Below are 19864 nucleotides of genomic sequence, written 5' to 3' on the forward strand. Positions count from 1 at the left end.
TCAGCCGAGGTCCTGGGTCTGGGTGTCGGGTGCGAACTCGTCCGTGCACTCCTGCATGACCTCCTGGAACGCCGGCTCCTGAGCGCGGGCGTAGCCGTTCAGGTCGATCACGCCCGGCTTCTGCTCGGGGAAGTCCGCGTAGCCGTTCTCGCGGAGGCAGCTGGCGACCTCGGCGGACTCGCGCTCCCACTTCTGCATGTCCGCCTTGCTGTGCCCGGCGATTCCGGCCTGCTTCCTGCACGTGGCACCGGCCTCCGTGAACTCGTCGCCGTCGGCGCCGGACGGCGCCTGCATCATGCCGGACTCGGCCGCGGCGTCACTCGGGTCCTTGACGTCGAACCCGGCGTCGCGCATGCAGGAGCCCCACTTGGCCCCGATGCCGGCGCTCGCGTCGGCGACGGTGTCGGTCCCGGTGGACGTCGAGCACGCCGCGACGGTGAAGGGCAGGGTGCAGATGACGAGTGCGGCCGCGACCAGTGCGGTGCGGTGGCTCCATGGTGTGTGCTTCATGTGACCAGCACACCGGAGAGGCTGTTTCGGCCCGTGTACCCGCCGCGTTACAGCGGCGAAACGTCGACCCGCACGCGCAGCCCGCCGTCGTCGCGAGCGGCGATCGCGAGTTGCCACCCGTGCGCCTGCGCGATCGAGGCGACGATCGAGAGGCCGAGGCCGCTGTGCCGGCCCGAACCGACTCGACTCGGGCAGCGACGGAACGGTTCGACCAGCAGCGGCGCGATCTCGCGGGGCACTGCCGGCCCGGAGTTCTCGACCATGAACCCGCGGTCGTCGGTGACGACCAGGACGAACCCGCCGGGCTCGTTGTACTCGACGGCGTTGCCGACGAGATTGGTGAGGAGCTGGCGGACGAGCGTCGGCTCACCGGTGACACACCGGACGGGAGGCTCGGATCGCGCGGTGTGGGTCAGCGTCACCTCGTGCTCCCGGCCGGTCTCAGCGAGGGCGGTGGTCACCTCGTCGGCGAGCGCTCGGAGGTCGATCGCCGATCCGGCGTCGGTCAGTCCGCGGTCCGCCTCCGCGAGGACCAGCAGCGACTCGACGAGGTGCTCCGTTCGGCGGTTCTGTGCCAGGAGCTCCTCGCGCGTGGCCCACAGCTCCTCGGGGCCGGCATGCTCGTGCAGTCCGATCTGCACCGCCGCTCGCTGAACGGCGAGCGGGGTCCGGAGTTCGTGCGAGGCCTGGGCGACGAAACGCCGCTGGCTCTCGAACGCGGTCTCCATGCGGTCGAGGAGATCGTCGACCGTCCGCGAGAGGCGCCGGAGCTCGTCGTCCGGACCACCGAGGTCGATGCGCTCGTGCAGGTTCGACGCGGTGATCCGGTTCGCGGTCGCCGTGATCCTGTCGATGGGGCGGAGCATCCGCCGGCTGACGAGCCACCCGAGCCCACCGGCGAGGACGCCCGCGCCGGTGACCCCGACCGCGGACCATCGCCACTGCCGAACGGCCACGACGCTCACCACGGTCGCGGCGGTCGTGCCTTCCGTCGCCGACGTCGTGGGTCCGGACCCTTCGGATTCCTCGCGCTCCACCGCCACGGAGGAGACGGCGCCCACTCCCGCGAGGGACATCACGTTCGTGAACACCACGACCCCGGTCGCAAGGGCCATGGCGGCGAGCGCGAAGACGAGGGCGGTGCGGGCACGGATGCTCCACATGCGTCTCACAGGGCGTAGCCCCTGCCCGGCACCGTCCTGATCGGGTCCGGTTCGCCGAGCTTCTTGCGGAGCTTCGACATCGTCACCCGGACCGCCGCGGTGAACGGGTCGATGTTCATGTCCCAGACCTTCTCGAGCAGCTCCTCGGCCGAGACGATGCGACCGTCCGCGCGCAGCAGGGTCTCGAGGACCCCGAGCTCCTTCGAGGTGAGGTCGAGCAGCCGACCGTCCCGGGTGACCATGCGGCGGTTCGTGTCGACGACGAGCCCGACCCGCGACAGCACCGGCGCGACCGGAGCGACGGTGCGCCGTCCGAGGGCGCGGACCCGTGCGACGAGCTCGGGGTACTCGAAGGGCTTCGCGAGGTAGTCGTCTGCCCCGAGTTCGAGTCCGTTGACCCGGTCGGCCAGGGCAGTGGCCGCGGTGAGCATGAGGATCCGCGTGAGGCTCCCCCGTGCTGCGAGTCGACGTGCGACCTCGTCGCCGTGCATCCCGGGGATGTCACGGTCGAGCACGACGACGTCGTAGTCGTTCACCGAGAGGAGCTCGTCAGCGTGGTCGCCGCGGTAGGTGACGTCCACCGCCATGTCCTGCCGGGTCAGTCCCTTCGCGACGAGGTCCGCGAGCGGGACCTCGTCATCCACCACCAGTACGCGCACTCGTATATTGCACGTGATGTTCCTAAGCGTTGGCTGGATCGACATGCACGGCACCGGCCTGTTCATCGATCCGGACCACGAACTCGACGCAGCGGACGCCGGGGACGAAGGAGAACGGGACGGTGTCGATCGTGAGCTGGTCCATGCGCCGAGCTTCGCGAACCGACTGTTTCGCTGGCGTTACGCGGACGGCGTCAGACGTCGAACGGGACCTCGCCGGACCGGCTGACCCCGGCTCGCTGCCGGTACGCCAGGTGCCCTCCGAGGTAGCCGCCGACGCCGACGACCGCGAGTCCGGCGAACCCGAGCAGCTTGCCGGCGCCGTGGTTGCCGTGCTTCCGCTGCAGCCAGGACAGCCCGTACAGCGAGATGCCGACCCAGTTCACCGCCTGGTGCACCCATCCGGTCCGGAGCTGCTCGCGGTCGAGCTCGGACCAGTCGGCGTACCCGGCGGCCGTCGCGCTGCCCGAGGAGACCAGCCCGACGCCGACCAGCGTCTTCGCCGCCCTCGCGTTGCCCTTCCCGCCGAGCAGGTCGAGCACGGCGGCGGAGATCCATGCGCCGAGCGGGACCTGCACCATCAGCGGGTGCAGCGGGTGCCCGAAGGGGACGCCGTGCAGCAGCTTCCGCAGGCCTCGGGGGCGGACGAGGGCGTCGACGACCTTGCGGTCGATGTCGACGGCCTTGTCGAGCACGCTCGCGTGCTCGATGGACTCGGTGACGCGACGGATCGCGGGGATCTCCGGCATGCGCTGGACGCTACTCCTCGACGATCTCCGCGAGTTCGAAGGGTTCCACGACCAGCCCGTTGCCATCCTCGGCGACGTCCACCCGGACGGTGTCGCCGTCCCGGACGTCACCGGCGAGGATCGCGCGCGCCAGCTGGTCGTCGATCTGGCGCTGCATGAGCCGGCGGAGCGGACGTGCGCCGTAGACCGGGTCGTACCCGCGCTCGGCCAGCCAGCCCCGGGCTTCGGGGGTGACCGCGAGCTCGAGCCGGCGGTCCGAGAGCCGTCGTGCGAGCCGGTCGACGTACAGCGACACGATCTGCCCGAGGTCTTCCGAGGTGAGCGCCTGGAACACCACGATGTCGTCGAGCCGGTTGATGAACTCGGGGCGGAACGCCTGCTGCACGAGTTCGCGCACGGCCTCTTCGCGCTGCTCCTCGGTCAGCGACATGTCCGTCGTGAACTGCGAGCCGAGGTTCGACGTGAGGACCATGATCGTGTTCCGGAAGTCGACCGTGCGGCCCTGCCCGTCGGTGAGCCGCCCGTCATCGAGCACCTGCAGCAGCACGTCGAAGACCTCGGGGTGCGCCTTCTCGACCTCGTCGAGCAGGATCACGGAGTACGGGCGCCGCCGGACGGCCTCGGTGAGCTGGCCACCGGCCTCGTACCCGACGTACCCGGGCGGGGCACCGATGAGCCGTGCGACCGAGTGCTTCTCGCCGTACTCGCTCATGTCGATGCGGACGAGGGCCTTCTCGTCGTCGAACAGGAACTCGGCGAGTGCCTTCGCGAGCTCGGTCTTGCCGACACCGGTCGGCCCGAGGAACAGGAAGGACCCGGTCGGACGGTCCGGGTCGGAGATGCCGGCGCGGGTGCGGCGGACGGCTTCGGACACGGCCTGCACGGCGGTGCGCTGCCCGATGATGCGGCGGCCGAGTTCGCTCTCGAGGTGCAGGAGCTTCTCGGTCTCGCCCTGCAGCAGACGCCCCATCGGGATGCCCGTCCACTGCGCGATCACGGCGGCGATGTCCTCGTCGGTGACGCTGTCGTTGACCATCCGGTCGGCCGACTCGGCCTGCTCCGCTGCGGCCAGTTCGGCCTCGATCCGGGGCTTCTCGCCGTACTCCAGCCGCGACACCGTCTCGAAGTCGGCTTCGCGCTGGGCTCGCTGCGAGCGCATGTTGAGCTCGTCGAGCTGCTGCTTCAGTTCACCGATGCGGTTCAGCGACGCCCGCTCCGCCTGCCACCGCGCCTCGAGTTCGGCGAGCCGTTCCTCGCGCGTGTGCAGCTCGTTCCGCAGGATCTCGAGGCGCGCCTTGGACGCGTCGTCCTTCTCCTGCTTCAGCGCGAACTCCTCCACCCGGAGCCGGTCCACGTTCCGCTTCAGCTCGTCGATCTCGACGGGGCTGGAGTCGATCTCCATGCGGAGTCGGGACGCTGCTTCGTCGATGAGGTCGATCGCCTTGTCCGGCAGCTGTCGCCCGGAGATGTACCGGTTCGACAGGCTCGCCGCGGCCACGAGGGCGGAGTCGTTGATCGTCACCTTGTGGTGCGCCTCGTAGCGCTCCTTGAGCCCGCGGAGGATCGCGACCGAGTCCTCGACGCTGGGCTCCCCCACGTAGACCTGCTGGAAGCGGCGTTCGAGTGCGGCGTCCTTCTCGATGTACTCGCGGTACTCGTCGAGCGTCGTCGCACCGATGAGTCGCAGTTCGCCACGCGCCAGCATCGGCTTGAGCATGTTCGAGGCGGCGACGGATCCTTCTCCGCCGCCCGCGCCCATCAGCGTGTGCAGCTCGTCGATGAAGGTGATCACCTGGCCGTCGGACTCGTTGATCTCCTTGAGCACGGCCTTCAGCCGCTCTTCGAACTCACCGCGGTACTTGGCGCCTGCGATGAGCGCGGAGATGTCCAGCGACACGAGGCGCTTGTCCTTGAGCGAGTCGGCGACGTCGCCCGCGACGATGCGCTGTGCGAGTCCCTCGACGACGGCGGTCTTGCCGACGCCCGGCTCACCGATGAGCACGGGGTTGTTCTTGGTGCGGCGCGTCAGCACCTGGGAGACGCGCCGGATCTCGGCGTCGCGGCCGATCACGGGGTCGAGCTTGCCGCTCCGGGCGATCGCCGTGAGGTCGACGCCGTACTGCTCGAGGGCGGTCTTCTGCTGCTCCGCAGAGTCAGGAGCGCCCTGGAGGTTCGCCATGCGTTCTGTCCTTTCCTTGCGTTGGTCCTGAACTTGAGTCTACTGCACTCAACTTACGCCCGGCGGGCCGTATTCCGGGATACGTCCGCGAAACACCGGGAGCGGTGTGCTCTCCACATGATGAACCTCAACACTCGTCCACGGGTCGACGGGCTGGACGTCGCTCGTGGAATCGCCGTCCTCGGCATGTTCGCCGCGCACGTCGGTGCCGCTGCCACGCCCTTCACCTGGGCCGACCCTGCCTCGTGGTCCGCGCTCGTGCACGGCCGTTCGTCGATCCTGTTCGCCTTCTGTGCGGGCGTCTCCCTGGTGCTCGCCACCGCCGGTCGTGTCGACGGGCCGCTCGCGAGGGTGACGGACCGTCGACGTGTGGCCGGCCGGGCCATCGCGGTCTTCGCCCTCGGGGCGGTGCTGATGGTCCTGCAGACACCCATCAACGTCATCCTGCCCACCTACGCCGTGCTCTTCGTCGCCACTGTGCCGTTCCTGCGGGCCCGGCTCCGCACCCTCGTCCTGCTGGCGGGCACCTCGCTCGTGGTGGGGCCGGTCGTGGCCGTCGTCGGCGAGGCACTCACGGGTCCGGGGTCCGGATTCGTCGGCGACGTCCTCGTCCGTGGGTACCCGGCGGTCTCCTGGTGGGGCATCGTGCTCGCCGGGGTCGTGGTGGGCCGGGCCGGCCTCGAGCGGGGCCGTGCGCTCGCGCTCTTGCTCGTCGCCGGCACCGGGTGCGCCCTCGTCGGGTACGGCGGCGGGTTCCTCCTGTGCCTCGGCCTCGGGCTGGAGCCCCCGGCGCCGTCGACGTCGGTGAACGCCGCCGACCTCGGGGGTGACTCCGCAGGCGGCTCCTCCGTCGCCGTGCCCCCGGACGGCTCGGTCGCCCCCATCGGACCGACGGGTCCGCGGGCGTCCACCTGGACTGGGAGCGACTGACCGGGCTCTTCCCGCACGCCGGCTCGACCGCCGAGCTGCTCGGCGGACTGGGCGTCGCGATGGCAGTGCTGGCGATCTGCTGTCTGCTCACCCGCCGTCGACGCCACGTCCTCGGCCCGATCGCCACCGTCGGCACGCTCGCGCTCACGCTGTACTGCGCCCACGTGGTCGCCTTCCGGATCTGGACGGCATTCGGGACCCTCGGCGCCGCGGAACCGGGCGGGCCGACGGGCGGTGACCCGGCGCCCCCGCTCGGCGGGTGGGTTCCGTTCCTCGTGCTGGCCCTCGCCAGCACTGTGCTCGCGGTCCTCTGGCGACGGCTCCGCGGGAGCGGGCCGCTCGAACGACTCACACGGTGGGCATCGCGGCGGTTCGACGACCCAGCGCCGTCAGGGCCGCGGCCGGTCCGGGTTCCGGATGCCGATCGCACTGACGACGGCCCCGGCGACCAGCAACAGCGCCATCACGACCACCGCGCGGTGCAGACCCGCGACGCTCATCTCGCCACCGAGCACCACGCCGGCGAGCGCGACCATCACGAGACTGGCGATCCGGGCGATCGCGTTGTTCACCGCTGACCCGACGCCCGCCTCGGTCTGCGGGACCGATCCGAGCACCGCGCTCGTCAGCGGTGTGACCATCAGGGTGATCCCGAGGCCGACGAGGACCAGCCCCGGGAACACCGCGGGCCAGTACCCGTCCGGCTGGCTCCCCACGGTCACCATCAGCAGCGCACCGATCGCGGCGATCGCGGGCCCGGCCGCCATGAACCACCGCGGCCCGTACCGCCCGGCGAAGCCGCCGACGGTGGTGGAGAGCAGCAGGAGCACCACGGTCGGCGGCAGCGTCGCGAGACCGGCGAGCCAGGCCGGGAAGCCCCAGACCTCCTGCAGGAAGAGCGTCACGACGAATCCGACCATCCCGAGCGCGCCGTAGATCGAGAGCGTGGCGATGTTGCCGACCGCGAAGTTCCGGGCACGGAACAGTCCGAGGGGCACCAGCGGGGCGCCGGTCGTCCGCGTCACGCGGAGCTCCCACGGCACGAAGGCGGCGAGCGCCACGGCGCCGAGGACGAGCGCCACGACGACCACGGGCGAGCCCCACCCGAGCCGCTCCTGCTCGATGAGCCCCAGCACCACGCCGCCGACCCCGACCACCGCGAGCACCGCCCCGACGACGTCCACTCGGGGGTGGTCCCCGGCGACGACGTCCCCGGAGATGCGCCGGACCAGCGGGATCGTCACGGCGATGGGGATCGCGGTGAGCACGAAGATCCAGCGCCACCCGATGCCGTCCACGATCAGGCCGCCGATCACCGGTCCGACGATGATCGCCGCGCTCGACCACGCCGTCCACGAGCCGATCGCCTTCGACTGGGCCGCTCCCCGGTACGCCGCGATGATCAGCGCCAGCGAACTCGGGGTGACGAGGGCACCGCCGACGCCCTGCAGCGCCCGGGCGCCGATGAGGACCTCGCCGTTCGGTGCGATCGCACACACGATCGAGGCGATCCCGAACACCACGAGGCCCCACTGGATGATCCGGACGCGGCCGTACAGGTCGGACAGCGAACCCGCGACGAGGATCAACGAACCGAGCGTCACGAGGTACGCGTCGACGGTCCACTGCTGCACGACGAGCCCGCCGCCGAGCTCCTGCCGGATAGCGGGGAGCGCGACGTTCACGACACTCGAGTCGAGGCCGACCACGAACGACGCCAGGATCGCGACGACGAGCACCACACGCCGGTCGTCACGGAGCGGTGCGGTGTGGACGGGAGCAGTCATGCGCTCATCATGCGCGTTCCGGGCGCTGCGCACACGACGAAGCCCCCGTGTGGGATCACGGGGGCTTCGAGCCCGAAGGCTCGGTGACGGGGCGGGACCGGATCAGTTCCGGTGGTCGGTGGTGGCGTTCGGCTGAACCGACGGGCCCGGGTTCACGACGGGGGCCTGGTTCACGACCGGCTCGGCGGGGGCTGCCGGAGCGGCGGTGTTCTGGACCGTGGTGTCGGTGCCCTTGGCCTTCTTGTCGTCGATGTCCATCTCCTTCTTGAAGATGTTGATCGACTGGCCGAGCCCCTTCGCGAGGGCCGGGAGCTTGGTCGCACCGAACAGCAGCACGACGATGCCGAGGATGATCAGCAGGTGCACACCGGTGAGGTTTCCGAGCATCATGACTCCTTGGTTCTGGAAGTGGTCGCCGTCAGCGGGTCGTCATCGATCCGCCCGGCGGAAGCCGAGTTCGTCCCATCGTAACTCCCGCGGGCCGGGATGCCCAGGCCGCACTCCTGAACGGACACCGTTCGCACAGGAATTCACCCTCAGTACGCCCCGCGCGATCGCAGCACCGAGGGAATCGTCCTGGCGAGGATCACGACGTCGTGCACGAAGGACCAGTTCTCGACGTAGTGCAGGTCGAGCCGGACACCGTCGGCCCAGTCCAGGTCCGAGCGGCCACTGATCTGCCACAGGCCGGTGATCCCGGGGGTCACGAGCAGCCGTCGGTCGGCGAAGTCCTCGTAGAGGGCGACCTCACGGCGCAGCGCCGGGCGGGGTCCGACGAGGCTCATCGACCCGACCAGGACGTTCCAGAGCTGCGGCAGCTCGTCGAGCGACGTCCTGCGGAGGAACGCCCCGGCCCGGGTGACGCGTGGGTCGTCCTGCATCTTGAACAGCGGGCCGGCGCCCTCGTTCTGCGACTGCAGGGCGGCCATCCGACCCTCGGCGTCGACGCACATCGTCCGGAACTTCAGGATCGAGAAGTCCACGCCCCCTCGCCCGACGCGCGTCTGCCGGAAGAGCACCGGTCCACCGTCGTCGAGCCGGATCAGCAGTGCGACGGCGGCCATCACCGGGGCGAGCAGCACCAGCCCGAGGCCCGCTCCGGCGACGTCGACGAACCGCTTGCCGAAGCGACGCCGGTACTCGGGCGTCTCGACGTGCATGAGCGGGAGCCCGTCGACCGGGCGCTCGTGCACCCGGCCCGCTGCGATGTCGGCGAGCGGCGAGGACACGACCAGCTCCACACCCCGGTCCTCGAGCTGCCATCCGAGTCGACGGAGTCGCTCGTGGCCGCCCGGCACCGCCCCGGCGATGACGACCGCCGGGACGCCGGTGGCCTCGGCCAGGGCCAGCACCCCGCCGACACCACCGAGGACCGGGACGACGGCGTCCCCGAGCTCGATCTCGGTCCCGACCGGCAGACAGTCGGTGACGACCGCGCGCACCCGGTAGCCGGCCCCCGGGCTGGCGGCGATGCGGCGCCCGACGTAGCGGGCGTCCTCGGCGTCGCCGACGAGCAGCACGTCCATGAGTTGCTCGCCGGATGCCCGGCGGCGTGCGAGCGCGGCCCGGGTGCTCTTCCGACCGAGCGCGAGCAGCAGGACGCCGAGCGGAAGGGCGATCGCGACGTACCCGCGGGCGATGTCCACCTGGAGGGCGTACGCGACCACGGCGACCAGCGCCCCGGTCAGGAGGCTCGCGGTGAGGAGCCGGCGGTACTCGTCGCCGCCGACCCCGGCGATGCGTGGGTCACGGGTGCGGAACGTGGAGAGCAGCAGCATCCAGAGGACGATGATCGCCGGAGCGACGACGACCTCGAGCCAGCCTTCCCCTGCGATGCCGGTCGCCGCGTCCCAGGGGAAGCGCAGCAGGTGCGCGCCGCCGAACGCAGCGAGCAGCAGTCCGAGGTCGAGCGCGGCGACACCGAGCGCGCGACTGCCTCGGAGTTGAGCACCCCCGGCACGGGCGGACGCGGGGGCGGGTGACGGAGCGGGCGACGGGGTGGGGTGGAGCGCGAGTGACAACGGAGACCTCCTGCTGGCCACCGGCGCGACAGAGTCGCACCGGACGCCGGGTCATCACGGGTCACGACACAGGTCGGCGTCTCCCCAATATATCAAATTGTATGTTGTATATCAACGGTCGAGGACGCGGTCCAGACTCCAGAGCACCGCGGTGCCGGTGAGCTGCGGGACGTCGGCCTCGGTGACCCCGCGCAGCCGGTAGGCCACCCGCTCCCCCGGCAGCAGCGTCATGAAGCCGCGGTCGACCGTGCCCTCGGGCCGGACCCGGTCCGGCTGCAGCAGGAGGTCCCGCACGAGCGACTCGGCCTCGACGACCAGGTCCAGGCCGTCGCCGTCCGCCGCCGGCGAGAACGCCGCCCGGTAGTGCGCCGGCTCCCATCGCATGTCCTTGTCCGGCGCCGGTGTCCAGACGGCGCGACGCCAGTCCATGTCGGCGACGACGAGTTCGGCCGTCGGGTCGGCCACGACGCCGACCGACGACGGCAGCGCCACCACCGCGACCCCGGCACCGTCGAGGTGCACGGGGAGCCCGACCTCGGCGAGCGTGCGCCCGGACATGTCGATCCGGCGGATCCGCACCACGCTGTCCAGCCCGCGACGCGTCGACCGCACCGCGACCTCGATCGGCGACGCACCGGACGTCTCGATGACCGCGGTGTCCCCAGCGGCCGAACCCGCGGCAGGACCCGCGGCACCGGACCCGGCCATGTCGGGGACGGGAAGGGACGCGGTCACCTGCTCCGAGCCTCCCGGCCGCCCTGCCGTGTCCGCGACCGGACCACCCACCGCGACCGTCACGTCGGACGCCGGCCGGATCGTGAGCAGCACGTCGTCGTAGAGCCGACGCAGCTCGTGCGCCAGCGGCTTCAGCCGCCCGGCGGAGTCGATCGCCGACCACGACGAGACCGGCCACAGGTCGTTGAGCTGCCAGACGACGACCCCGGTGTTCCGCGGCCAGTGCGTCCGCCAGTGCTCCACGCCGGTCGCGATCGCACGCGCCTGCTGCAACTGCGTGAGGTAGTGCCAGCGGTCGAAGTCGGTGTCCCAGCCGGTGCCGAAGCGGGGCGCCAAGCCGTTCGCGAGCTTCGCCATGCCGGAGGCGGCCTTCTGGTGGTGCACGACGCCCGGCGAGGTCGGCGTCATCGGTTCGTCCGACACGGCGTCACGCAGCGTGCGCCAGGCCGGCGGCGCCTGCCAGCCGAACTCGGAGACGAAGCGCGGCACGGAGTCGCGGTAGTGGTCGTCGGACTCGCGGTTCCAGACGTCCCACGAGTGGTGCGTCTCGTGGTCGACGTCGTTCGCGAACAGCGACTCCGAGCCGGACCACGGCGATGCGACCGTGTAGAAGCGCGACGGGTCGACCGCGTCGACGATCGTCGGCAGCAGGTCGAGGTAGTAGTCGAGACCCCAGCCTCGGTCGCCGAGCGCCTCGCCCCAGCCGTCGGCGTCGTGGAGCCAGATGTTCTCGTTGTTCCCGTTCCACAGCACCAGGGACGGGTGCCGGGACAGCCGGGCGACGTTGTCACGCGCCTCGGCGACGACCTCGCTGCGGAGCGGTTCGTCCTCGGGGTAGGCCGAGCAGGCGAACGGGAAGTCCTGCCAGACGAGCAGCCCGAGCTCGTCGCAGACCTCGTAGAAGTCGTGCGACTCGTACACGCCGCCGCCCCAGACGCGGACGAGGTTCGTGTTGAGCGACGCGGCAGCCGTGAGCCGGTCCTCGTAGCGCGACCGGTCCACCCGGGACACGATGACGTCGTCCGGGATCCAGTTCACGCCGCGCACGTCGATGAGCGTGCCGTTGACGTGGATGTTGAACGGGCGGCCGATGTCGTCGACCGCGGTGTCCACCCGGGTCGACCGGAAACCGGTGCGGAAGGTGTGCCGGTCGAGGACCTCGCCCTCGACCGTCTGCAGCTCGACGAACACGTCGTAGAGGGGCTGCTCGCCGTACCCGCGCGGCCACCAGAGCCGGGCCTCCGGGATCCGGACCGTGACGACGGTCTCGTTCTCCTTCGGGGTCACCTGCGCCCGCGAACGCTGCCGGGTCTTCGTGCCGTCGGCGGTCTCCCCCGCGACCGTCACGACGAGCACGAGGTCGTCGTCCTCGCCGTCCTGGTCGAGGTCGTTCATGCCGGAGCGCTCGAACGCGATGTGCGCGTCGAGGACGCCCTCGCCGGCCTCGACGTCCACGAGCGGGCGGACGTCGCGCAGCCGCGCGGTGGACCAGCGCTCGATCGCGACGGGACGCCACGGACCGCTCGTGACGGCGGTCAGCCCCCAGTCCCAGCCGAAGTTCGACGCCATCTTCCGCACGTACGGGAACGGCTCGTCGTACGGGCCCGGCATCGCGCCGGCCCGGGCGGCGACGCGGCCGGCCTCGCGGTACGGGGACTCGAAGAGGATCTCCAGGTCGCGCTCCGTCCGCGCGTTGCTGCCGTCCGTCACGTCGCGGAGGTCGAAGCGGTAGCGGCGGTGCATGTTCCGCGTCGCGCCGATCTGCACGCCGTCGAGGGTCAGTTCGGTGACGGTGTCGAGGCCGTCGCAGACCAGGTCGACGCGCTCGTGGCCGCGCGGGTCCACGTCCACCGAGCGGCGGTAGGTCCAGTCGGAACGGCCCACCCACTTCGCGGCGTCCTCGTTGCGGTCGAGGGTCGGGTCCGGCAGGAGTCCCTCGCGCTGCAGGTCGGTGTGGACCTGGCCGGGGACGGTCGCGGGGATCCCGGCGGCAGCTCCGGCCGGTGCGCCGGCCGGCGCGTTCTCGCGCACCATGGACACGGTCCAGCGGTCGCGGAGTTCCTCGCGGTCGAGGGTCATTGCGGTCCTTCTCTTCAGCGGGCCGCTGGTGCGGTCAGCCGCGGTCGGGGTCCGGCGCTCGGTCCGTCCCGGGGCCGGTTCGTACGGCCTGGAGGCACGGCACCGGTCGTCCGGGCGTCGTCGCGTCGCGCGCGCGGAGCGTCGGGCGATCCGCGCACGAGGGGTGCCCCGCGATGCTAGTACGGGTTGCTTTCCGGAACATATGCACGGGCGACCGTGGCAGGTTGGGGTGGTGATCACCGTCGAACTCGCCAAGACCCTCCGCGACGCAGGACTCCGCTGGCACCCGGCGACCGGCGACCGGTTCGTCATCGACAAGCCCGGCGTCGACGACGACGTCTACACGGTGTCGGAGATGACCGTCGAGCGGCACGACCACCCGACGGGCACGACGCTCGGCTTCAACGGGACGACCGAGTGGGCGCTCGACTCGGTGTCCGCGGAGGAGTCGCTGTGGCTGCCCCGCGAGGACCAGCTCCGCGAGCTCCTCGGGCCCTCGTTCGTCGGGCTGACGCGGGTCGCCGCGGCGTCCCGGGTCGTGTACACCGTGACGATCGCGCTGCGGGGCGAGGACCGGACGTTCGCGGCGGCGGACCCGGCCGTGGCGTACGGGGAGGCGTTGGCGGCGTACATCGCGGCGGCGCTGGACTGACACCACGACGGAGGACACCCGCTCGGGGTGCCCTCCGTCGTCAGTCGATCAGGAGCGCGGCGTCGTGGTGTCGTCCCCCTGTCGACGACGCCGGACGTACACGAGCAGCGTCAGTCCTGCCAGCAGGAGCACGATGCCCGCGGGGAGCACCACCGCGGTGATCTCCGACCCGGTGAACGCGAGCTCGTCCGGTTCCGTCCCCTCCGCCTGCTGTGGTTCCAGCTCGGCCTTCGCCACGGTGCGGAGCTCCTGGGAGAACACCCACATCCGGCCGTTCGCCACGGCCGCGGCACGCGTCCGCACGCCGGACTGCGTCGTGTCTGCAGCACCAGGAGCTTCGACGGTCTCGCCGTCAGCGCGCGTGACCGAGCCCTTGACCTGACCGACGGTGACGACCTCGCCCCGCTCGGCGTCGCCCGCGGTGACGGTGTGCGCGGCACTGCTCGCACAGGCGGTGCTCGCGCCGGGCTCGAGCGTCGTCAGCTCGCACGTCAACGGCCCGGTCGAACCGGTGCGCTGGACGTCGTCCACCGTCGTGTTCCCGGTGTTCAGCACCTCGTAGCGCATCGCGACCTGCTCGCCCGGACGGACCGCGCGGCCCTCCGGGATCGGGGACGGCTCTCCATCGGATCCGAGGAGCACCGCTTCGCCCGTCAGGTCGAGCGCGCTGCCGGCCGTGAGGCCGACGCGGACCTCGGCGCGGTCGGTGACCCGTCGCCCGTCCGGCCCGGTGGCCTCCAGCACGGCCGCGATGGTGACCTGGCCGTGGTCGATGTCCGACTGGGTCAGGACGTGATCGGGCACCGTGCAGTCGATCGTGGCTCCCGGCGTCACCGACCCTGGTGCGCACTCGACCGTCATGTCAGCGAGCTCGACGACCTCCGTGGCGGCGTCACGGAGCGTGACGTTCCCGCTGTTGGTGCCGCTGATCGACGCCGAGACGTGGTCGCCCGCCTTCGGGTCGTCGGTGCGCGCACGCTCCGTGTCCGCCAGGTGCGCCGTCAGGTCGAGCGTGACCGCAGCCGACCGCTCGATCGCGACCGACGCGTCCGACTCGGCCGTGACGCGGCTCCCACCGGCACCCGTCGCCGTGGACCGGACGGTGAACCGCGCGGTGCCCGCGTCGACCTCGTCCTGCGTCACCGTCGTCGACGAAGCGCACTCCGCCGAACCGCCCGGAGCGATCGCGTCGGCCGGGCAGGTCACGACCATGCCGTCGCGCCCCTCGACCAGGCCGTCGAGGTCCGTCGCCGTGACGTTCCCGGTGTTCCGGACCGCCACCCGGAGCGCTGCCGTGTCACCGGCGACCGGGTGTTCCCGCCCCGTCGGCTCGAGACGGGCCGAGGTGCTCGCGGCGATCGAGGCCGCTCGCACGATGGTCGTTTCGGTCGACGCGGTTCCCTCGACCCGGGTGCCACCGGCACCGGTGGCCGACCCGACGGCCTCGAACCGGACGGTGCCGGCGTCGACGTCGTCCTGACCGAGTTCGTACGCGGTCACCACACAGGTCAGTTCCTCGCCGGGTGCCAGCGCACGACCGGGGCACGTGACGTCCATGCCCTTCCGGTCGCGCACCGCGGCGTCGACGTCGTCGACCGTGACGTTGCCGGTGTTGCGGACCGTGATCGCCACGGTGACGCCGTCGCCGGCCCGCGGGACCTCGTGCTCGGAGGCGTCGAGGACACTCGTCGCCGAGACCGCGACCTGCGGGGCGCGGGCCAGCTGGACCTCGGTGCCGTCCGTGGCGGAGGCAGTCCCACCGGACGGGGTCGCCGCGGTCATCGTGACGTCGAAGCCCACGTGCCCACGGTCCACGTCGGCCTGCCTGAGCCGGTGGTCGTCGACGGTGCAGGTGACCTCGGCACCGGGGGCGATCGCGCCGTCGGCGCACTCGACGTCCATCGACCGGCCGTCCACCTCGCCGGTCAGGTCGCGGAGGGTGACGTTGCCCGAGTTCCGGACGGCCACGTGGAGGCCGACCGCGTCACCCGCGACCGGGGCGGCTCCGTCGTCGGCGAGGGCCGCGGTGACGGTGGCCACGATGCCGTGCTGACGGTCGAGCGTCACGGTGGCGGAGTCCGACGCCGACACTGCCTGTCCCTTCGGCCCCGTCGCCGAAGCGGTCGCCTCGAACTGGATCTCCCCCCGGTCCAGATCGTCCTGCGTCAGGACGTGACTCGGCAGGGTGCAGGTCGCAGGAGCACCGGGCGCGAGTGCGCCGGCGGGGCAGTCCGCCGCACCGTCGCGGCCGCGGAGGACGCCGCGCAGGTCGGTGAGGGTCACGTTCCCGCTGTTGCGCGCCGCGATCGTCAGCGCGACCTCGTCGCCGACGGCCGGAGCCTTCCCGGCCGTCTCGAGGACGGGCGTGATCGTCGTGGCGAGCGCCGGAGCCTGCGTCTGCGTCTCCTGGGTCGCGGTCGCGGCAGCGGCGACCGGCTTCCCGGCGGTGTCGACGGCGGTCATCGCCGCGTGGAACACGACGGTTCCGGCGTCGACGTCGCCCTGTGTCACGCGGTGCGCGCCCTCGAGCGCGCAGGTGATCGTTGCTCCAGGAGCGAGCTTGCCCGTCGGGCAGTCGACGGTCATCGTCGGTTCACCGTCGACCCGGACCGCGATCCGGTCGAGGGACACGTTCCCGTGGTTCCGGACCTCGACCGCGAGCCGGACGTCGTCGCCGAGCGCGGGTGCTCCGCCGGTCGTCACGGGCGTGACGGTGAGTTCGGCAGCTGATGCGGACGGGGTCGTGGACACCGTCGCCGCGGCGTTGGCCGAGACCGGAACGCCGAGCCGCGAGGACGCGGACGCGGTGACGGCGTCCTCGACGGATCCTCGATCCACGTCCGCCTGCGTCACGGGCCGGGCAGCGGTGACACAGGTCGCGGAAGCGCCGGGGGTGAGTTCCGAACGATCGCAGCGCACGGCGCCCTGCGTCCCGGAGACGCCGAGGTCGTGCACGAGCACGTTCCCCGCGTTCTCGACGACGGTGCGGAAGGTCATGGTCTCACCGAGGTCCGCGACGGCGTCTCCGTTGCCGCCGCCCAGGGTGATCTGCTCGTCGGCGCGCAGCTCGTTGCGCTCGGGAGCGAAGGTCACGCTCGACGCGGCGGGGGCGTCGAGCCCGACCCGCTTCGTGACCGCGTCCGGGGCGACCGTGTAGGTGCCAGCGGTGGCGGCGGTCACGTCGAAGGTCACCGTGCAGTCGGGCGCGTCGATGGCGAGGCCACCGCTCGCGCCCACCGCGCTGGCACCCGCGTCGACGTCGAGGGTCGGCGCCGCGCACGTCGTGGCGGTCTTCGGATCGGCCGCGACGGTCAGGCCGGCGGGCAGGGTCTCCGCGAAGGACCACCCGGGCTTCGCGCCGTGCTCGCTGGTGTTCACGACGCGGACGGTCATCCGCGCGGTGTCGCCGACGATGGTGCCGGTGGAGAACTCGTTCGCGAGGGTCGGGGTCGAGTCGACGATCGTCACGCGGTCGAAGGCGCCGTCGTTGCCGTCACCGGAGCCCTGCGCGTTGCGCAGCCGCCAGCGGAGGCTGTCGCCGGAGAACAGGACGCCACCGCTCGAGACGAACTCGCCGCCTCGCACGGATCCGTGGTCGCTCGACCGCGGGTCGGTACACGGGTCGAGCGGCCGGTCGGACACCGGACGCTCGGTTCCGTCATCGACGAGCAGGAAGTCCAGGAGCGGATGGTTCGAATGGCAGTTCTGAGCCGCTGCGGACACCCCGAACGACACGAACCGTCCGGACTCGCCGAGGGAGAACGCTTCACGGGACTCGATCTGGATCCGGTTCGCGCCCGGACTCGAGCCGTCGGTGTAGGCACTCACGGCATGGTTCGTCGCGGGATCGGTTCCGCTGATCTCCCCGAGTGCACCGGCGAGGGAGCGGAGGCCGGCGTTCGCGGAACAGCCGGCCGTGTCGGAGCTCGACCGGCTCGTGATGATGCCGTTGCACCACGCCGACGAGAGCCACTGGGGATCGGCAGCGTAGGTCTCGCCCGTCGCGCCGACGTACTTGTCGAGCATCCTCGGGGAGGACCCCATCCCGTGCTCGAAGTCCTCCACGAACAGCACCCGCGGGTCCTTCCCCGTGATGGCGCCCGCGGCGGATGCACCGCGAACGGCCGACGGGTTCGGTGCGGCAGCTGCGGTGAGCGGGGTACCGAGGGCCGCGAGGAGCCCGAGGGCGGTGGCCGCCGAAGCGGCGCGAGCAAGCAAGGGCAGAGCGAGTGCAGTCATGGGTCCTTCGTCCGTGGGCAACCTCAGAAGAATATCAGTATTCTGCATACGAACGCGCCGCGCCCGGCTGAACGTCCCCGGAATGACACTCGGGGGTGCGCTGGTTGTCTGGGGTCATGACCGTTCCGAACATCACCCTCAACGACGGCAAGACCATCCCGCAGCTCGGCTTCGGCGTCTTCCAGATCGACCCCGCCGACACGAAGGACGCGGTGCTCACCGCGCTCGAGGTCGGCTACCGCCACATCGACACCGCCGAGATGTACGGCAACGAGAAAGAGGTGGGCGAGGCGATCGCGTCGTCCGGCATCCCGCGCGATGAGATCTTCGTCACCTCGAAGCTGAACAACGGCTTCCACGCCCCCGAGGCGGCGCTGGAGAACGGCAAGAAGTCCGCCGAGCTGCTCGGCGGCTACACCGACCTCTTCCTCATCCACTGGCCACTCCCGACCGTCTCGGACTTCGTCCCGACGTGGAAGGCCTTCGAGGAGCTCTACGCCGCCGGCACCGCGCGCTCGATCGGCGTCTCGAACTTCAACGCACACCACCTCCGCCGCCTCATCGCGGAGACCACCGTCACCCCGGCGGTGAACCAGATCGAGGTGCACCCGTACCTCGCGCAGGACGACCTCCGCGCGGTGAACCGTGAGCTCGGCATCGCGACCGAGGCCTGGTCCCCGATCGCGCAGGGCCTCGTGCTCGACGACGCGACGATCACCCGCATCGCCGCGGCCACGGGCAAGTCCCCCGCGCAGGTCGTGCTCCGCTGGCACATCCAGCGCGGCGACATCGTGTTCCCGAAGTCGGTCACCCGTGCCCGCGTCGAGGAGAACTTCGCGATCTTCGACTTCGAGCTCTCCGACGAGGACATGACCGACATCACGACGCTCGACAAGGGGCACCGGACGGGTCCGGACCCGGACACGTTCGACTACGTCCCGGAGTAGTCCCGCCCTTCGTCATACCGTGTCCACGTCGATCAGGACCGGCGGGACGCCGTCACGGTGAAGCGGTCGGTCCGGGTGATCTGCCGCGTCGGGCCGACGGTCTTCTCCAACACCGGCCGGTACCGCAGGTGCGAGTTCCAGACGCACCACAGTTCGCCACCGGACTGGAGGATCGTGGCCGCGTTCCGGAACATCGCCTCGGCCGCGTCGGTGCTCACGGTGGTGTCCGCGTGGAACGGCGGGTTGCACAGCACCAGCTGCGCGGACCCCTCGTCGAGCTCGTCACCGGCGTCACTCCGCACGGTCCGGACGCGGTCTCCGACCCCGTTCAGGTCCGCCGTCATGCGGGAGCTCGCGACGGCGACCGCGGAGACGTCGGTCGCGATGACCCGGAGACCCGGGCGGCGCCGGGCGATCTCGGTCGCGATCACGCCGTTGCCGCTCCCGAGGTCGACCGCGACCCGGGCGGTGGGGACCGCGGCGTCCATCTCCCCGAGGAGCACGCGGGTCCCGAGGTCGAGCGACGCCCCGGCGAAGACCCCGCCGTGCGCGGCGATGGTCATCCCGAGCTCGTCGAGGTGCACACGCCGCGGCCACGGGTCGGTGATCGCCGCGCGGTTCGCAGCCGCACGGAGCGGGTCCTGCGCGACGAGCAGCCGGGACTTGCCACGACCCCGGGACGCGGCGACCTCCCCGAAGGACCGGCGGAGCACGTCGTTCTGGGAGAGCGTCATGTACTTCGTCCGGCCGCCGCAGAGCAGCACGACGTCGGGCGCGGCGAACCGGGCGACGGCCCGGGCGACCTCGTCGAGGCGGTCGTGCGACTTCGAGAGCCGGAGCAGCACGAGTCGGGCGTCCGTGAAGGCGTCCTCGTAGGTCTCCGGGTGGTGGAACCCCCGTCGTCCGAACGTGCCGGCGATGGACTCGAGCGCACGCTCGCTGACGAGCGAGTCCTGCACGACGCGGACGTCGTCAGCACCGTGCACGGCGAGGACTCCGAGCGTCAGCACGCCGCGCTGGTCGTCGACCACCGTGACCGCACCGGGGTGCCGGAGCGCGTCGCCGTGCACGTGGGGCGCCTCGTCGAGGAGGAACCGATCGGTGCCGTCGATGGTGATGAGGTCGGGCCCGTCGTCGTCGGGCGTCCGTCGGAAGAAGTCGGCGAAGTCGAACGCGGGCACCGGTGCAGCGTAGCCCGTCGAGCCTGGCCTCCT

At 71.4% G+C, this 19864-nt stretch carries 15 protein-coding genes and 1 pseudogene; 4 read left to right on the forward strand and 12 right to left on the reverse strand.

All coding sequences use genetic code 11. The features are described 5' to 3' along the window. Genes EDF55_RS08770 through EDF55_RS08790 form a run of 6 tightly spaced genes read right to left on the reverse strand, consistent with a single transcriptional unit; the run spans position 1 to position 5260 of the window. Positions 1-510: a hypothetical protein gene (locus EDF55_RS08770; protein ID WP_123654534.1), complete on the reverse strand. Its 510-nt coding sequence runs from the start codon at positions 508-510 to the stop codon at positions 1-3. A 47-nt stretch (positions 511-557) separates the two neighbouring features. Then, positions 558-1673 (reverse strand): HAMP domain-containing sensor histidine kinase, encoded by a 1116-nt coding sequence (locus EDF55_RS08775; RefSeq protein ID WP_123654536.1) that lies wholly within the window; start codon positions 1671-1673, stop codon positions 558-560. Between the two features lie 5 nt (positions 1674-1678). Continuing rightward, positions 1679-2332 carry a response regulator transcription factor gene (locus EDF55_RS08780; protein WP_123654538.1) on the reverse strand — a complete coding sequence of 218 codons (654 nt, stop codon included), beginning with the start codon at positions 2330-2332 and terminating at the stop codon, positions 1679-1681. 22 nt (positions 2333-2354) lie between these two features. Continuing rightward, complete coding sequence (locus EDF55_RS19085) at positions 2355-2477, reverse strand: hypothetical protein (protein ID WP_260233355.1); 123 nt, start codon at positions 2475-2477, stop codon at positions 2355-2357. Positions 2478-2526: 49 nt separating this feature from the next. After that, entirely contained in the window at positions 2527-3081 is a 555-nt protein-coding gene (locus EDF55_RS08785) for a DUF2231 domain-containing protein (protein ID WP_185017257.1), read from the reverse strand. 10 nt (positions 3082-3091) lie between these two features. Further along, positions 3092-5260, reverse strand: coding sequence for an ATP-dependent Clp protease ATP-binding subunit (locus tag EDF55_RS08790; RefSeq protein WP_123654542.1), 2169 nt, complete (start codon positions 5258-5260; stop codon positions 3092-3094). A 117-nt stretch (positions 5261-5377) separates the two neighbouring features. On the opposite strand from EDF55_RS08790, the gene EDF55_RS08795 reads away from it, so the two are divergent. Together EDF55_RS08795 and EDF55_RS19230 are read left to right on the forward strand one after the other, a co-directional pair. Next, a complete protein-coding gene (locus tag EDF55_RS08795) occupies positions 5378-6190 on the forward strand; it encodes a heparan-alpha-glucosaminide N-acetyltransferase domain-containing protein (RefSeq protein ID WP_123654544.1) in 813 nt (270 codons plus the stop codon). 59 nt (positions 6191-6249) lie between these two features. Beyond that, positions 6250-6495: pseudogene (locus EDF55_RS19230) on the forward strand (hypothetical protein); the annotation flags it as partial. A gap of 84 nt (positions 6496-6579) precedes the next feature. On the opposite strand, the gene EDF55_RS08805 reads toward EDF55_RS19230, so the two are convergent. The 4 genes from EDF55_RS08805 to EDF55_RS08820 form a co-directional block, all read right to left on the reverse strand. Next, on the reverse strand, positions 6580-7977 hold the full coding sequence (locus EDF55_RS08805) for an MFS transporter (RefSeq protein WP_123654548.1): 1398 nt from the start codon (positions 7975-7977) through the stop codon (positions 6580-6582). Positions 7978-8079: 102 nt separating this feature from the next. Continuing rightward, entirely contained in the window at positions 8080-8367 is a 288-nt protein-coding gene (tatA, locus tag EDF55_RS08810; RefSeq protein ID WP_395867408.1) for a twin-arginine translocase TatA/TatE family subunit, read from the reverse strand. Between the two features lie 146 nt (positions 8368-8513). Continuing rightward, a complete protein-coding gene (locus EDF55_RS08815; protein WP_123654549.1) occupies positions 8514-9998 on the reverse strand; it encodes a sugar transferase in 1485 nt (494 codons plus the stop codon). Positions 9999-10109: 111 nt separating this feature from the next. Beyond that, entirely contained in the window at positions 10110-12812 is a 2703-nt protein-coding gene (locus EDF55_RS08820) for a glycoside hydrolase family 2 protein (protein WP_185017259.1), read from the reverse strand. Positions 12813-13044: 232 nt separating this feature from the next. On the opposite strand from EDF55_RS08820, the gene EDF55_RS08825 reads away from it, so the two are divergent. Continuing rightward, positions 13045-13464 carry a pilus assembly protein CpaE gene (locus EDF55_RS08825; RefSeq protein WP_123654551.1) on the forward strand — a complete coding sequence of 140 codons (420 nt, stop codon included), beginning with the start codon at positions 13045-13047 and terminating at the stop codon, positions 13462-13464. Positions 13465-13512: 48 nt separating this feature from the next. On the opposite strand, the gene EDF55_RS08830 is transcribed toward EDF55_RS08825, so the two are convergent. Continuing rightward, entirely contained in the window at positions 13513-17703 is a 4191-nt protein-coding gene (locus tag EDF55_RS08830) for a hypothetical protein (RefSeq protein ID WP_123654552.1), read from the reverse strand. Positions 17704-17819: 116 nt separating this feature from the next. Between EDF55_RS08830 and EDF55_RS08835 the strand changes: the two genes are divergently transcribed. Continuing rightward, entirely contained in the window at positions 17820-18650 is an 831-nt protein-coding gene (locus EDF55_RS08835) for an aldo/keto reductase (protein ID WP_123654553.1), read from the forward strand. Positions 18651-18682: 32 nt separating this feature from the next. Here EDF55_RS08835 and EDF55_RS08840 read toward each other — a convergent pair whose 3' ends face one another. Continuing rightward, a complete protein-coding gene (locus EDF55_RS08840) occupies positions 18683-19831 on the reverse strand; it encodes a class I SAM-dependent methyltransferase (protein ID WP_243698160.1) in 1149 nt (382 codons plus the stop codon). Positions 19832-19864 lie beyond the last annotated feature (33 nt).

This window comes from Curtobacterium sp. ZW137 (assembly GCF_003762905.1).
Taxonomy (GTDB): Bacteria; Actinomycetota; Actinomycetes; order Actinomycetales; family Microbacteriaceae; genus Curtobacterium.